The following is a 14,454-nucleotide window of genomic DNA, read 5'->3' as shown; positions in this document are numbered from 1 at the left end:
CGGTTTCCTGCGGTCGGCGGGACCGCCGCGCCGTACGAGGCGGCCTCCGCCTCTTTCGCCGGGTCGTACGTTTACCCTGCGCATTGGCTTCTTCGCTCTTGGTGAGGAGCGGTGTGGGTCTGGACGCCGGGGTTGCCGCCGGGAGTTTGGTGGAAGGGAGCGGAACCGTGCCGATTGCTCGTCGCGATGTCCTCAGACTGGGTGGCGTGGCCCTGCTGGGCGGGGGCAGTGCCGTTGCGGTAGCCGCCTGCGAAGCCACCGTGCCCTCTGTTACGGCCGGTCCCTCGAAGAAGGCGGATTACACGCTGCGGATCGCGACGGGGCGTGTGGAGCTCGCGCCGGACACGATCGTTTCCACCACGGTCTACAACGGGCAGTTCCCCGGTCCGCTGCTGCGGTTCACCGAGGGTCGCCCGGTCGTGGTCGACGTCCACAACGACACCGGCACCCCCGAGCTGTTGCACTGGCATGGCCAGCGGGTTCCCGCAGACGTGGACGGAGCTTCGGAGGAGGGCACCCCGTACATCCCCGCGCACGGGATGCGGCGACTGTCGTTCACCCCCGGGCCGGCTGGTTTCCGCTTCTACCACACCCACGTGCCGGCACACAGTGACCTGTCCCGGAGCACGTACTCCGGTCAGGCGGGCCCGGTGTACATCGAGCCCAAAGCCAACCCCGGCGCGTACGACCAGGAAGTGTTCTTGGTCTTGAAGGAGTTCGTCCCCGCCCTCAGTCACGGCGGGGACATGGCTCAGAACTTCCTGGCCGGCTCCCCGGTGCCGGACCTGAAGCGCAGGGGCGAGAAGGCGATGGCCGAGTCACTGGCCCGGGGGATGCCGCACGGCTACGAAGTCGGCTACCGCGCGTTCAGCATCAACGGCCGCAAACTGGGCCACGGTCAGCCGATCAAGGTCAAGGCCGGCCAGCGCGTGCTGTTCCACGTCCTCAACGCCAGCGCCACCGAGATCCGCAGTCTTGCCCTGCCCGGCCACACCTTCAAAGTGGTCGCGCTCGACGGCAATCCGGTACCCCTGCCGACCAGCGTGCCAGTGCTGTGGATCGGCACCGCCGAACGTGTCTCGGCGGTGGTGGAGATGAACCATCCGGGTGTGTGGGTGCTGGGGGACCTGTCCGACGACGACCGGAAAGGCGGCATGGGCACCGTGGTGGAATACGCAGGCCGCAGCGGTTCCCCACGCTGGATCGCACCGCCCCGCTTCACCTGGGACTACCGCACCTTCGCCCGGTCCGGCTCCCCCACCACCCGGCCCGACCACGTGATCGACCTGCTGGTGGAGAAGCGCAACGCCGCCGACAAGGGGTTCAATGTCTGGCCCCTCAACGGCGTCCCCTTCTCCATGGACACCAACAAGCCGGTGCTGGACATCGACCGCGACAAGCGGTACCGGCTGCGGTTCCGCAACGCCAGCGACGACATCCACCCCCTCCACCTGCACCGACACACCTTCGAGGTCACCCACATCGCCGGCACCCCCACCCAGGGGCTGCACAAGGACGTCGTCATGCTCGGCGGCTACCAGACACTCGACCTCGACTTCACCGCCGACCAGCCAGGACTGTCCCTGTTCCACTGCCACCAACAGCTCCACATGGACTACGGGTTCATGTTCCTTCTGCGCTGCTCCTGACGTTGCCGGTGGTGATCAGCTGGGCGGCCGCAGAGAACCGCCGGAAACGAAGTTTCTTCGGTTCCCAGCGGCGGGCCTGGCCGGTCAGTGCGAGCATCGGCATCCAGGCCAGAAGGTCGAGTGCGAGCTGGCCGATCTTCAGCCAGAGCTGGTTCTGCGCGGTGGTGTTCAGGGGCAGGTTGCGCAGGCCGGTGTCACGGGCATTTCGGATGCGGTCCTCGGCCCGGGCCCGGTGGTGGTGCGGCAGCTCCAGCTCGGCGATCGCGGTGTCCTTGGTGTTGGTGGGGAAGCAGGTGAGCCGGTTGCCGTCGACCCCGTGAACCGTAGGCGTTCTTCGCGAACCGGGTGAGGGCGACAACCGCACAGGTGACGGCCCCTCGTTCAAGGGCGCCTACGTCCGCGGGCTCGGGACGCTCAACTGCCGGCTGTCCGCCCCCTACAGCGCGACGATCAACCGCTGGGCGAACAGTGCCTACGACCGGAACCGCAATGCGCTTGGCAGCGGCGCAGTACGGCGCGGGGTGAGCCGTGCTGCCGGGAGATCAGGTCGATTCGCGCACCACGAGTTCATTCGGCATGATTACCGGCCCTGTGGGGCCGCCGTCGATCAGGCCGAGGAGCAGGTGGACGGCGGCGGTCGCCTGGTCGGCCATCGGGCTGCGCACCGAGGTGAGCGCGGGACTGGTGTACGACGCGGCTTCTATGTCGTCGAAGCCGATGACCGCCACGTCTTCGGGGACACGTCGGCCCGCTTGACGGAGGGTGCGCAGGGCTCCGATCGCCATCAGGTCGTTGGCTGCGAACACCGCGTCGAGATCGGGATCGTCCTCCAGGAGCTGCCGCATGGCTTCGGCGCCGGAGGCTCTGGTGAAGTCGCCCAGTGCCACAATGGAGCGACGGCCGGTGTCACGCAGCGTCTGACGGTAGCCATCGAGACGCTCACGTGCCTCGTACAGTTCGAGCGGCCCGGTGATGGTGGCGATCCGGCGCCGACCGCGCTCCAGGAGATGACGCACGGCCAGTGCCGCTCCGCCGGCGTTGTCCAGCGCCACGTACGGGACGTCCGGTGCGGAGGTGCGGTTGAAGGACACGACAGGCAGGCCCTGCCGGGCCAGTGCGGCCGGCAGCGGATCCGTACCGTGCAGGGCGACCAGGAGCGCGCCGTCCACATGCCCGCCGGCGATGTACCGCACCACTCTGGTCCGGCTCTGGTCCGATTCCGCGAGCATGAGCACGAGCCGTTTGCCCGCCGTCTCGAGCTCCCTGCTGACGGCGCGGACCACCGCGGAGAAGAGGGGGTCGTCGGAGACGACTCCTTGAGGCGGGTCGGAGACCACCACGGCGAGCGTGTCTGTGCGGCGGGTGACGAGATTGCGTGCTGCCCCGTTGGGCACGTAGCCCAATTCCTGTACGGCGCGCATGACGACGTCTCGGATCTGCGGGGCGACCGTCGTCTCGCCGTTGATGACACGGGAGACGCTCGATTTGGACACGCCCGCTCGGGCGGCGACCACTTCGAGAGTGGGGCGTTTCATACCTGTCCGTCCCCTGTGCCGCCGCCCGGGTTCGTGCGCGGAGCGGGTTTTCTCATCGGGGCGACCTCCGGCTCTGCGTCATGGCGAGGTAAGCAGCGTATCCGCAGGCCGGGGCGGCATGAGCATGCTCGGGAGCGTGTCTCCCTCAGCGCCACCCCCGTGGCTGTCGGTGTGCCACCCGGATCATGAGAGACCGCTCCCTCCGTTTGTCGTAGGCGTCACGTCGCTGTTTTTTCAAGGTGAAAGAGCTCTTGACAGCCTTTACCAGCCCCTCCATTCTCCCTTTCAGGGAGCGCTCCCTCACCTCCCCCCCGCTTGAGGAGTCGCCCATGCAAACGCTGCTGCGCCGCTTCAACTTATTCTTGGCCCTCGCGGCCTCACTGCTCGCTTTCATCGCTCTCCCCGCCCCTTCCGCTCAGGCAGCGGAGGTCCTGCTCTCTCAGGGAAAGCCCGCCACCGCGTCGAGTACCGAGGGAGTCTTCAGCGCTCCGAGCGCCGTCGACGGCGACCCCGGGACGCGCTGGTCCAGCGCCTTCGCCGACCCGCAGTGGATTCAGATCGACCTCGGGGCAAGTGCCGGGATCAGCCGGGTCGTCCTCAACTGGGAAGCCGCGTACGGCACGGCGTTCAGGATCGAGGTATCGACCGACGCGCAGACGTGGACAGTCGTCCACCAGACGGCCACGAGCACAGGCGGCACCCAGAACCTGGCCGTTTCCGGCACCGGCCGCTATGTGCGCATGTACGGGACGCAGCGTGCCACCGCTTACGGCTTCTCGCTGTGGGAGTTCCAGGTGTACGGCACTGCCGGTGCCGGCGGTCCGGGCGGTAACGCCGACAGACTGCTCTCCTACGGCAGGCCGGGCGCGGCTTCTTCCTCCCAGACTGACCAGAACTGCTGGGAGTGCACGCCGGCCAGGGCTTTCGACCGGGATCCTGCCTCTCGCTGGGCCACAAGCTCCACCACGGGATGGACCGATCCAGGCTGGATCTCCGTCGATCTCGGCGCGACGGCGCAGATCGACAAGGTCGTCCTGCAGTGGGATCCCGCCTATGCCAAGTCCTTCCAGATCCAGGTCTCGTCGAATGGAGCCGACTGGACGCCGATCTATTCGACGACGTCCGGCACGGGCTTCAAGCAGACGCTCGCTGTCTCCGGCACCGGCCGCTATGTGCGCATGTACGGGACGCAGCGTGCCACCCCTTACGGCTACTCGCTGTGGGAGTTCCAGGTGTACGGCACGGGCGGCGATCCGATACAGGCTCCGCCCCTGCCGAGTGACCCCGCGAACCCGCCGCGGCTGGTGTGGAGCGACGATTTCGACGGCGCCGCAGGCGGCAAGCCCGACGCCTCGAAGTGGAGGGCCGATCCGGGCACCGGGCCGAACAACGAGCTGGAGTACTACAGCGACCACCGCAACGCCGCACTCGACGGGGCGGGACACCTGGTGATGGAAGCACGCAAGGAGGTCACCGCCGGATCGTCGTGCCCGCGTGACCCGTTGAGCGGCAGCACCACCTGTCAGTACACCTCAGCGCGGATGAACACCGGCGCGACGTTCCAGTTCACCTACGGGCGCGTCGAAGCACGCATCAAGGTGCCCAAGGGCAACGGTCTGTGGCCCGCGTTCTGGATGATGGGCGCCGACTTCCTGACGGGCCGGCCGTGGCCGTACAACGGCGAGATCGACATCGTGGAAGTCCTCGGCAAGGACGTGAAGACCGCTTACTCGACCGTCCACGCGCCCGCCTACAACGGCGGAGGCGGAATCGGCGCGCCGTACACACTGCCCGGGAACGCCGACTTCTCCGACGACTTCCACACCTGGGCTGCCGACTGGAACAGCAAAGGCATCACCTACAGCCTGGACGGCCGGACCGTCTTCTCCCTCGACAAAGACCAGGTGGAGCAGACACGCGGACCGTGGATCTTCGACCACCCCCACTACATGATCCTCAACCTGGCGGTCGGAGGTGACTGGCCGGGCCCGACAGACGCCAGTACCCCCTTCCCCTCCAAGATGCTCGTCGACTACGTGCGGGTCTATCAGTAGCCCCCAGCCCCCAGCCCCCCCAGCCCCCCCAGCCGTCCAGCCGTCCAGCGTTCGCGAAGCTCCCGGGCCGCTCCACCCGCCCCCTCGGGGCGGCCTGGGGCGCCCGGATCACGCCGCTGTCCGGCTCCTGCTCTCCCCATCGCTGTTCTCCGGCAAGAAGCAGGCCCTTCACCCCCGATGCCCGTGAGGAAGTGACATGCGCAAATATCCTGTCCATCTGTACACACTGTTGGTGAACACTCTGGCGGTCGTGCTGGCCGCCGCCCTGAGCTTGACCGTCTCGGCCCAGCAGGCGCAGGCTGCGACGGTCACCGTCCAGGCCGAGTCCTACGCAGCCCAGTCAGGTGTCACGTTAGAGGCGACCTCGGACACCGGAGGCGGGCAGAACGCCGCGTTCCTCGCCGACGGCGACTGGCTGCGCTTCGACAACGTCGACCTCGGCGCGGCCGGCCGGCTGACGGTGTCGGCCCGGATCGCTTCCGCCGTCGGCTCGGGCACAGTGGAGTTGCGCACCGCCGGCCTGACCGGACCGCTACTCGCCGTCATACCGGTCTCCCCGACCGGCGGTTGGCAGAACTGGGCGACCCAGGCCACCGAAGTCACCACCCACCCCACCGGTTCACAGACGGTGTTCGCCGTGCTGCGCGGCACGACACCCAACGACTTCGTCAACATCAACTGGTTCTCCTTCGTCGGCGCGGGGGATGGCACAGCGGCTGGATGGGTTCCCGTCGACCAGGCCAAGTGGAACGCTCAGCTGGCGCAGTTCCGTGCGATGACGCCGGCCGCGGTGCCCGCCGGTGTGGTCCGGGTTCCGGAGTTCAACGCCACCTGCACCTACAGTCACTCCAAGCCGGACGACCCCATCGTCCTGCCGGGCCTTCCCGGCGCGTCCCACATGCACAGCTTCTTCGGCAACAAGAGCACCGACGCGTTCTCCACGACCGAGTCGCTGCGGGCCAACACGCCGACCAGTTGCACCCCTCCGGACGACCTCTCGGCGTACTGGATCCCCACCCTCTACGAGAACAACACGGCCGTCGAACCCGAGGGCATGATCGTCTACTACGGTTCCCGGCTCCCCGACCCCTCAGCGACTGTGCCCTTCCCGGAGGGATTCCGCATGATCGCAGGTAACTCCAGGACACAGTTGCCTACCCCGGCGGGATCGCCGGGCCAGTTCTGGTGCGCCGGCGAGGGCGGTGAGATCGGCAGAAGCGCCGACGGCAACTGGCCGGTCTGTGCCCCGAAGGCCCACCTCACCCACCAGCTCGTCTTCCCCGACTGCTGGGACGGCAAGAACCTCGACAGTCCCGACCACAAGTCGCACGTGGCGTTCACCTACGACGGCAAGTGCAGCGGCGCCTACCCCGTCGCCATCCCCAACCTCTCTTTCGTCACCAGTTACCCGACCAGCGGTAGCGCCGCGGGCTTCCAGCTGGCCTCGGGTATGGCGTCGTCCATCCACGGTGACTTCTTCAATGCCTGGGACAATGCCGCTCTCGGACACCGCGTGAAGGACTGCATCAACCAGAAGGCCAAGTGCAACTCCGCAGGCACGTTCTGACTCTGTGGTCGGTATGCGCCGTGGTCCTGGCGCTGTTGGCTGTCGGCTGCACCACGCAGCCGACAGCCGGCACGTCGCCGAGATCGGCCTTCAACGCCACCGACACCGCTTGGATCCTGTTGATGATCCCCATGGCCGAGCGCGCGCAGCTCCTGACCGATCTGGTCCCCTCCCGCACAGCAGACCCGGCCCTTGCCACGCTGGCGGCGAAGACCGGATCGACACTGCGCGGAGACCTGCGCCGCCTGCGCGCTGTGCGGCAGCTCTCAGGCGTCCCCGATACCCGCCCCCACGAAGGGCACAACATGCCGGGCATGGTCAGCCTCGGCACCCTCGAAGAGGCAGCCGCCACGAACGGCCGGGTTTTCGACCAGATTCTCACCGACGCGCTGCGCGCCCACTTCACGCAGTCCCGGATGCTCTGCGCCAGCGAGCAAACCCAAGGCCGGGCCGACAAGGCGAAGGAACTGGCCGCAGCCATCGTGAAGAGCGCAGCCGAACAGACCTCCCGGCTGGACGAACTGCGAGCAGTACGGCCCGCGACGTCCGGCGGCGAGAGCACGGTGACGCCCGACGGCCCGTACAAGACCCCGACCACCGGGTGAGCCTGCTGCACTCCCGAGCTTCCAAACCCCTGTCCTGGAAAGGACGTCGAAGTACGGAGGGCCCGACACCGGGCGACGGTTCGGGCCTCTCACCCGGCACACACGGTCCGGGAGGAAGCCGGTGTACTGGATTGATCTGCACACCGATCCGCAACGAATCCCCGGTCTCGTGAACCGGGGAATCGTCACTGTTCGGACCGCAGCACGGATTTACTCCTCGGCCGGCCCCAGGTCCGGTGTGTCGCGTAGGCCCACGACGCTGCGGGCGGTGGCGTGCAGTTCAAGGACGACCAGTTCGTTACGGCCCTTGCGCAGGGCGGGGCCGGGGACGTAGAGGCGGCGCTGCGGGCCGCGGGACCAGTAGCGGCCGAGGTGAAAGCCGTTGACCCAGGCGGCGCCCTTGGTCCAGCCGGTCAGGTCGAGGAAGGTGTCGGCCGCCGCATGGAGATGGAAGTGCCCTTGGTGGAAGGTGGGCTCAGGGCCGGCGGCGTTCAGCCCCGCGGCGAAGACGAGGCCGTCGAGCGAGTCGAGAGGCAGTGGCCGGCTGGTCCAGCCGGTGAGCTCGTTGCCGTCCAGGGTGACAGGACCCGTGATTCCCTTGGGGTCACGCAGCGCCCTGCCGTAATTGACGCGCCCCTGGTTCTCCACCAGGACCTGCAGTGTGGCGTCCTTTCTGTCCACCGTGAACGCCAGAACGTGTTGGTGGCTCTCGCGCTCGAGAACCCCGACGGGCCTGCCGTCGACGTAGACCTGGGCGCGGTCGCCGTACGCGGTGATGGCGAGGAGTGCGTGGCCCGGTGTGGCCAGGGTGGTCTCGTACAGGACGAAGCCGAAGTCCTGGCCGAGCTGTTCCATCCTCAGCGGGCGCTCGTCCGCGACGGCCTCCCGCCCGAGCCGGGCAGCGTTGTCGAGCAGCGGCGCGCGATTCGGCAGATGTATGTCGAGGAGGTTCAGCTTCTTCTCGACCTGGAGGACCGGCTCGTCGGGCACCGGGGCGTGGCGGGCGATGACGTCGCGGAACGCCGCGTACTTGGGGGTGGGGTCACCGGACTCGTCGAGTGGGGCATCGTAGTCGTACGAGGTGACGGTGGGCCGGTAGGTGTGTTTGTCATTGGCGCCGTTGGTGAATCCGAAGTTGGTGCCGCCATGGAACATGTACATGTTCACACTTGCGCCTGCGGACAACAGAGTGTCCAGGTCCGCTGCCACGTCCTCGACGTCCCGGGTCACGTGGATGCCGCCCCAGCGGTCGAACCAGCCGATCCAGAACTCCGTGCACATCAGAGGGCCTTCGGGCTGGTGGCCGCGCAGGGTCTCCAGGTTTGCCTCGACATTGCTGCCGAAGTTGGCGGTTCTCAGGATGCCCGGGATGCCACCGTTCGCCAGGTCTCCCGGCTGATCACAGGTGAACAGCGGCACGTCGACTCCATGGTCGCGCAGCAGCTGTGCCGTGGCCTGGAGGTAGGCGGTGTCGTTACCGAAGGCGCCGTACTCGTTCTCGACCTGCACAGCGAGAACCGGACCTCCGCGGGTGCCCAGGTACGGGCTCACCCGGGGAAGCAGCCACGAGAAGAAGTCGGTGACAGCGTCCATGAATCGGGGGTCGAGGGTGCGTAGGGGAAGGTCCGGGTCGGTCAGCAGCCATGAGGGCAGCCCGCCGCCCTCCCATTCGGCGCAGATGTAGGGACCGGGACGCAGCAGTACGTGCAGTCCCTCGTCCCGCGCGCACTCGAGGAACGCCGGCAGGTTCAGTCCACCGTCCATGCGGAACTCGCCGCGCGTAGGCTCGTGCAGGTTCCAGGGGACGTACGTGTCGACTGTGTTGAGGCCCATCAGGCGGGCCTTGCGCAGCCGGTCGCGCCACTGTCCGGGGTGGACACGGAAGTAGTGCAGACCACCGGAGATGATCTGGAACGGAGCGTCGTCGAGACGGAATCCTTCCGAGCCGATGCGCAGTTCGGGCATGGGGGTCTGCTTCCTCTACTGGAGTCAGGCGGTGGGCGCAGGGAGGGTCGCTCTCCGCCTGAATGGTGTTCCGGCGAGTGCGCGATGCCGGTGTGATCGCAGCCGTGCGGATGCGCCGGGCCGGTGTTGTGCCATGGCCCGGCGCACCGCGGTTACTTGGCGGTGACGTTGAAGCCCTGCTCCTTGCCGTAGTCGGCGATACGGCTCTGCCACTCGGCGAAGCCCGGGGCCGGGTCGGCGTACGCGGTGAACTTCTGGCCGACGGTGTCCTTGAACACCGAGTTGGCGTACACCTGGTACGGCAGGTACTGCCAGCCCGTGCCGACCTGTGCCGAGGAGTCGGCGAAGATCTTGTTCGCCTTCTGGCCGCCGAAGACATCCAGCGGCGTGTCAAGGAAGGCCGGGTCCTGAAGGAGCTGCTTGGTGGCGGGGAAGAGCCCGTTGGCGTTGAGGGACTTGATGGCCTCGGGGTCGGAGCTCAGCCACTGGTTGAACGCCACTGCGGCTGCCTTGTTCTTGCTGGTCGTCGGCACGACGGTCGACGATCCGCCGTTCTCCGCACTGACGTGGTCACCCTCGTTCCACTGCGGGACGGGCGCGGCTCGCCACTTGCCCATCGTGTCCGGGAGGGTGCTGGCAATGTTGGCGGGCGCCCAGGCGCCGGTGATCCACATGGCGTACTTGCCGGTGGACATGGCACGCCACCACTCGTTGGTCCAGCCCGGCTGCGGGTCGACCAGCTTCTTCTCCAGCAGGCGGGCGGACATCTGCGACCACTGGGTGGCGCCCTTGTCCGCCAGGTCGACGGTGACGTCGGTGCCCTTCTTGGTCTGGAAGGGGCGGCTGCCCGCCTGCCAGAGCATCGAGACGACGCCCGCGTCACCCGGGTCCATGGATGCGATGTACGACTTCGGGTCCGCTTGGTGGAGCTTCTCGGCGGCCTTCTCGTACTCCGCCCAGGTCTTGGGCGGCTCGATGTCGTACTTCTTGAGGACGTCCTCGCGGTAGAACATCGCCAGCGGGCCGGTGTCCTGAGGCAGGCCGTACACTCCGCCGTTGACGTTGACCTGGGACCATGCGGATGCCGCGTACGTGTCCTTGAGCTTGTCGGCGCCGTAGTCGTTGAGGTTGACGAGCTGCTTGGCGAGGGCGAACTGCGGGAGAGCGAAGTACTCGACCTGGGCGACGTCCGGGCCGCCACTGCCGGCCTTGAGGGCGGTCTGCAGCTTGGTGTACTCGGCGGCGGACTGTCCCGCGTTGACGACCTTGACCTTGACCTTCGGGTACTTCTTCTCGAAGAGATCGACAGTCTTCTGGATGTTCGGCACCCAGGTCCAGAAGGTCAGTGTCGTCGGCTGCTGCAGGGCCTTGTCGAGATCGGCCGCGGAGGTCCCGGTTTTGGGGGCGTCGGAGTCACCGCCGCACGCGGTGAGCGAGAGTGCCAGCGCGGTGACGGGAAGAAGGGCAAGAAATCGTCTGCGGGAGCGGGATGGAGCGGAAGCGGGCATGGGAGTCTCCTTGGAGGGTGCGGTGAGGTGAGGGATGGCGCGGGGTGGGGCGTGCGGGCGCCTACTGCTTGACGCTTCCGGCGGCGAGGCCCGACTGCCAGTAACGCTGGAGGAACAGGAACGCGATGATCAGCGGAATGATCGCGAGCAGGCTTCCGGTGATGACGAGGGGATAGAAGCCGGTGGTGGTCGCCCCGCTTCCGGCGTTGCCAGTGGCCAGACTGTTCCACTGGTTGAGGCCGACGGTGAGCGGGAACCACTTGGGGTTGCTCAGCACGATCAGCGGCAGGAAGTAGTTGTTCCAGGTGGCGACCAGGGCAAAGAGCAGAACGGTGACGAAGCCGGGGGCAAGGAGCCGCAGGGAGATGGTGAAGAAGGTCCGCAGTTCGCCCGAGCCGTCGATTCTGGCTGCCTCCAGCATCGAGTCCGGAACGGCCTCGGCGGCGTAGATCTGCATCAGATACAGGCCGAAGGGGCTGGCCAGAGCGGGGATGAGTACGGCCCAGGGGGTATCGACGATGCCGATCTTGCTGAAGAGGAGGTAGGTGGGCACGGCGAGGGCGGTGCCGGGGATGGTGATGGCACCCAGGACCGACGCGGACAGGAGGCGGCGGCCGCGGAACTCGTATTTCGCCAGGGCGTACCCGCCGGCGGTGGCGATGACCGCCGCACCGCCGGCGCCGACGACAGAGTAGAGGACCGTGTTGCCGAACCAGCGGATGTAGATGCCGTCGTCGTAGGTCAGGACCTCGTGGATGTTGGTCCAGAGATTGAAGTCCTTGCCGAACCACAGGCCGAAGCTGTCGAAGAGGGAACTGCTGGATTTGGTGGAGCTGATCAGCAGCCAGACCAGGGGGAGCAGCGCGTAACCCAGCATCAGAACCATCACAGCGGTGAGGGGAATACTGCCACGGCGCCGCCTGCGGGAGACAGGTGTCGCGATGGGGCGGGTGGAAGGGTGTCCGCGCCTCAAGGGGGAGGGAACCGTGGTCGTCACCGCAGTTGTTCCTTTCGTGCCGTACGCAGCTGGACGGTGTAGGCGACGATGGCAGTCACTGCTCCGAGCACGACGGCGATGGCCGCGGAATAGTTGAACTGCTGCCCGTTGAACGCCAGGTTGGAGGCGTACATGTTGGGCGTGTAGCTGGTGCTGATCACACCGGGAGCGAGGGATTGCAGCACATTCGGTTCGTTGAAGAGCTGAAAGCTGCCGATGATCGAAAACACCAGTGCCAGAAGCAGCGCCGGGCGCAGGGCCGGGAGTTTGATGCTCCACGCCTTGCGGATCTCGCCCGCGCCGTCGACCTCCGCTGCCTCGTAGAGCTCTTCGGGGATGGCGCGCAGGGCGGCGTAGAGGATCAGCATGTTGTAGCCGACGTATTCCCAGGTGACGACGTTGCCGATGGATGCGAGCATCCAGGATGTGCCCAGGAGATCGGGCATGTCGGTGCCGAGGAGGTCGCCGATGTTGCTCACCAGGCCGAAGTCGCGGCCGTAGAGGTAGCCCCACATGAGGGCGGCGACGACGGACGGCACCGCATAGGGCAGGAAGATTCCGAGGCGGAACAGGCCGGGCAGACGCAGTCGGCCGCTGTCGATGGCGAGGGCTGCGATCAGCGCGATGCCGAGCATGAAGGGGACCTGGAGCGCCAGGAACACGGCGACGCGGAGCAGGCCGGCTCGGAACAGAGTGTCGGTCAGCGCGCGGCGGTAGTTGTCGAGGCCGACAAAGACGTTGCCTCCGACGAGGCGGTCCTGGAACAGGCTGAGGTACACCGCGTAGAGGAGCGGCGCGACGATGACGACGAGGAAGACCACCAGGAACGGGGCGAAGAACGCGTAGCCGTAGCGGCTGTGATGCGAGGGCTGCCACGCCTGTGGTCGGGGTGACACCACCGCAGGGGGTGAAGTGCTCAACGGTTCAGTCCTGTTCTCGCCCGGATTTCACGACGCTGGGTCCGGCTCATGCCTGGATTGCGCAGGTACCTCTCATGTTTGCGCTGCCATGCCGGTCATGGCGGTGAGTTTCGCCAGCGGGCTGGGCAATGTCAATACTGTGTTACGCAACGATTCCGGTAGCCTTGTTGAGTACCTCCCACGTGGAAGGTTGACGGTCGCAGAGATGGTCGCCTCGCAGGGCGACGGTCGCGCGGGATACGATGTTCGCGCTGACAAGGGTCTTTCCGCCGAAACTGCCTGGCCGGCGGCCGTTGGTCGAAAGGACTCGGCATGACTGACTTCATCCCCACCGCCGGTGTGGCCGCGTCCCGCCCGCTTACGGAACGCGCCGGGGCCGCGGGACACCGTCCCCCTTCGCAGGGGGATGTGGCGGCCCTCGCCGGCGTGTCGACCCAGACCGTTTCCCGGGTTGTCAACAACCGCACCAATGTCGACGGCGAAACCCGCGAGCGGGTGCTCTCGGCCATGCGGATGCTCGGCTACCGTGCCAACACTGCGGCGCGCGCCCTGGCGACCGGCCAGTTCCATACCCTCGGCGTGATCAGCTTCGACCTGAGCGCCTACGGCAACGCCCGTACCCTGCAGGCCATTTCGCAGGCCGCCCAGGACGCCGACTACTCGGTAAACGTCACCTGCGCACGCTCCCAGACCGAGGGCGCCGTCCGGCAGGCGTTTTCCAAGCTCACCAGCCAGGCTGTCGACGGCATCATCCTGATCGAGGCGCAGATCCTGGACCGGCCCGGACTGCAGCTGCCCCACGGGGTGCCGGTGGTCGTGGTCGACGGCGACCCGGACCGACGCTTCCACACCGTGGACAGCAACCAGACCGATGGCGCCCGGGCCGCGACCGAGCACCTCCTGAAGCTCGGACACCGGACCGTCTGGCATCTGGCCGGACCTCAGGACGCCTTCTCGGCTCGACGGCGCGCCGCCGCCTGGCACGGTGCACTGAAAGCGGCGGGGGCGCCTGTGCCCGCAGTCCTCTACGGCGACTGGAGCGCCCAGTCCGGTTACGAGGCAGGCCGGAAGATCGCGGCCCGCGAGGACGTGACAGCGGTCTTCGCCGGCAACGACCATATGGCGCTCGGGCTGATCAGGGCCCTGAGCGAGGCGGGCCGTCGGGTTCCTGACGACGTCAGCGTCGTGGGCTACGACGACGTAGCGGAAGCGGAGTTCTTCCTTCCCCCGCTCACTACGGTGCGCCAGAACTTCGACGAGGTCGGGCGGCGGTGCGTCAGCCTGCTCCTCGACCAGATCCACAGCGGCCGGGAGGCGGCCGGCGGCGTCCACTCGGTACCGCCCAAGCTGGTGGTGCGTACGAGCACGGCGCCGCGTCGGGGCTGACCCGGATTGCGGCACGGCTGGAGCGGACGCGGGGATTCATGTTTCCGTGCGGGGCGACATCGCACGGCCCGGTCGCTGCGGCCATGTTTGCGCAATCATCTCGTGGATGCGCAATGAAGCGGCCCTGACCTGCGCTCGGCCGCATCTTCCGGCGTTCCCATCTGCGGATCGCGGCGAGTGTGTCACATCAGGTGCTGTCCTACCCATTGCCGCGCCCTGGGGGCGACTGCCATGCTCCGTCCCGATGTTCGCGTGAACATCGCTCGGC

Annotated in this window: 10 protein-coding genes and 1 pseudogene; 5 read left to right on the top strand and 6 right to left on the bottom strand. The window is 67.3% G+C overall.

The window, feature by feature from the left end:
• Positions 1–101 precede the first annotated feature (101 nt).
• On the top strand, positions 102–1,649 hold the full coding sequence (locus ACFVWW_RS02880; RefSeq protein ID WP_386875522.1) for a multicopper oxidase family protein: 1,548 nt from the start codon (positions 102–104) through the stop codon (positions 1,647–1,649).
• Here the strand turns inward: ACFVWW_RS02880 and ACFVWW_RS02875 are convergent.
• Positions 1,645–1,959: pseudogene (locus tag ACFVWW_RS02875) on the bottom strand (transposase); the annotation flags it as partial. The gene ACFVWW_RS02880 and the pseudogene ACFVWW_RS02875 overlap by 5 nt on opposite strands.
• A gap of 232 nt (positions 1,960–2,191) precedes the next feature.
• Complete coding sequence (locus ACFVWW_RS02870; RefSeq protein ID WP_384328141.1) at positions 2,192–3,184, bottom strand: LacI family DNA-binding transcriptional regulator; 993 nt, start codon at positions 3,182–3,184, stop codon at positions 2,192–2,194.
• Between the two features lie 329 nt (positions 3,185–3,513).
• Between ACFVWW_RS02870 and ACFVWW_RS02865 the strand changes: the two genes are divergently transcribed.
• The 3 genes from ACFVWW_RS02865 (at position 3,514) to ACFVWW_RS02855 (ending at position 7,410) form a co-directional block, all read left to right on the top strand.
• Complete coding sequence (locus ACFVWW_RS02865; RefSeq protein WP_384328139.1) at positions 3,514–5,238, top strand: discoidin domain-containing protein; 1,725 nt, start codon at positions 3,514–3,516, stop codon at positions 5,236–5,238.
• A 196-nt stretch (positions 5,239–5,434) separates the two neighbouring features.
• A complete protein-coding gene (locus ACFVWW_RS02860; protein ID WP_384182719.1) occupies positions 5,435–6,805 on the top strand; it encodes a DUF1996 domain-containing protein in 1,371 nt (456 codons plus the stop codon).
• A 20-nt stretch (positions 6,806–6,825) separates the two neighbouring features.
• Positions 6,826–7,410 carry a DUF305 domain-containing protein gene (locus tag ACFVWW_RS02855; RefSeq protein WP_386875519.1) on the top strand — a complete coding sequence of 195 codons (585 nt, stop codon included), beginning with the start codon at positions 6,826–6,828 and terminating at the stop codon, positions 7,408–7,410.
• A gap of 210 nt (positions 7,411–7,620) precedes the next feature.
• Here ACFVWW_RS02855 and ACFVWW_RS02850 read toward each other — a convergent pair whose 3' ends face one another.
• The 4 genes from ACFVWW_RS02850 to ACFVWW_RS02835 all read right to left on the bottom strand — a co-directional run bounded on the left by ACFVWW_RS02850 (position 7,621) and on the right by ACFVWW_RS02835 (position 12,800).
• Positions 7,621–9,375: a beta-galactosidase family protein gene (locus ACFVWW_RS02850; RefSeq protein WP_386875518.1), complete on the bottom strand. Its 1,755-nt coding sequence runs from the start codon at positions 9,373–9,375 to the stop codon at positions 7,621–7,623.
• A 152-nt stretch (positions 9,376–9,527) separates the two neighbouring features.
• Complete coding sequence (locus ACFVWW_RS02845; protein WP_386875516.1) at positions 9,528–10,883, bottom strand: ABC transporter substrate-binding protein; 1,356 nt, start codon at positions 10,881–10,883, stop codon at positions 9,528–9,530.
• 61 nt (positions 10,884–10,944) lie between these two features.
• Positions 10,945–11,760 (bottom strand): carbohydrate ABC transporter permease, encoded by an 816-nt coding sequence (locus ACFVWW_RS02840; protein WP_384182710.1) that lies wholly within the window; start codon positions 11,758–11,760, stop codon positions 10,945–10,947.
• 116 nt (positions 11,761–11,876) lie between these two features.
• Complete coding sequence (locus ACFVWW_RS02835) at positions 11,877–12,800, bottom strand: carbohydrate ABC transporter permease (protein WP_386875513.1); 924 nt, start codon at positions 12,798–12,800, stop codon at positions 11,877–11,879.
• A 312-nt stretch (positions 12,801–13,112) separates the two neighbouring features.
• Here ACFVWW_RS02835 and ACFVWW_RS02830 point away from each other — a divergent pair, with 312 nt between their 5' ends.
• The gene (locus ACFVWW_RS02830) at positions 13,113–14,186 is read left to right on the top strand and encodes a LacI family DNA-binding transcriptional regulator (protein WP_384182704.1); all 1,074 of its coding nucleotides are present in this window, start codon (positions 13,113–13,115) and stop codon (positions 14,184–14,186) included.
• Positions 14,187–14,454: the final 268 nt, after the last annotated feature.

It is taken from the genome of Streptomyces sp. NPDC058198, assembly GCF_042882605.1.
Lineage (GTDB): Bacteria > Actinomycetota > Actinomycetes > Streptomycetales > Streptomycetaceae > Streptomyces.
Note: the sequence above shows the minus strand (reverse complement) of the source record. Positions and strands in the feature narration are given on the sequence as shown.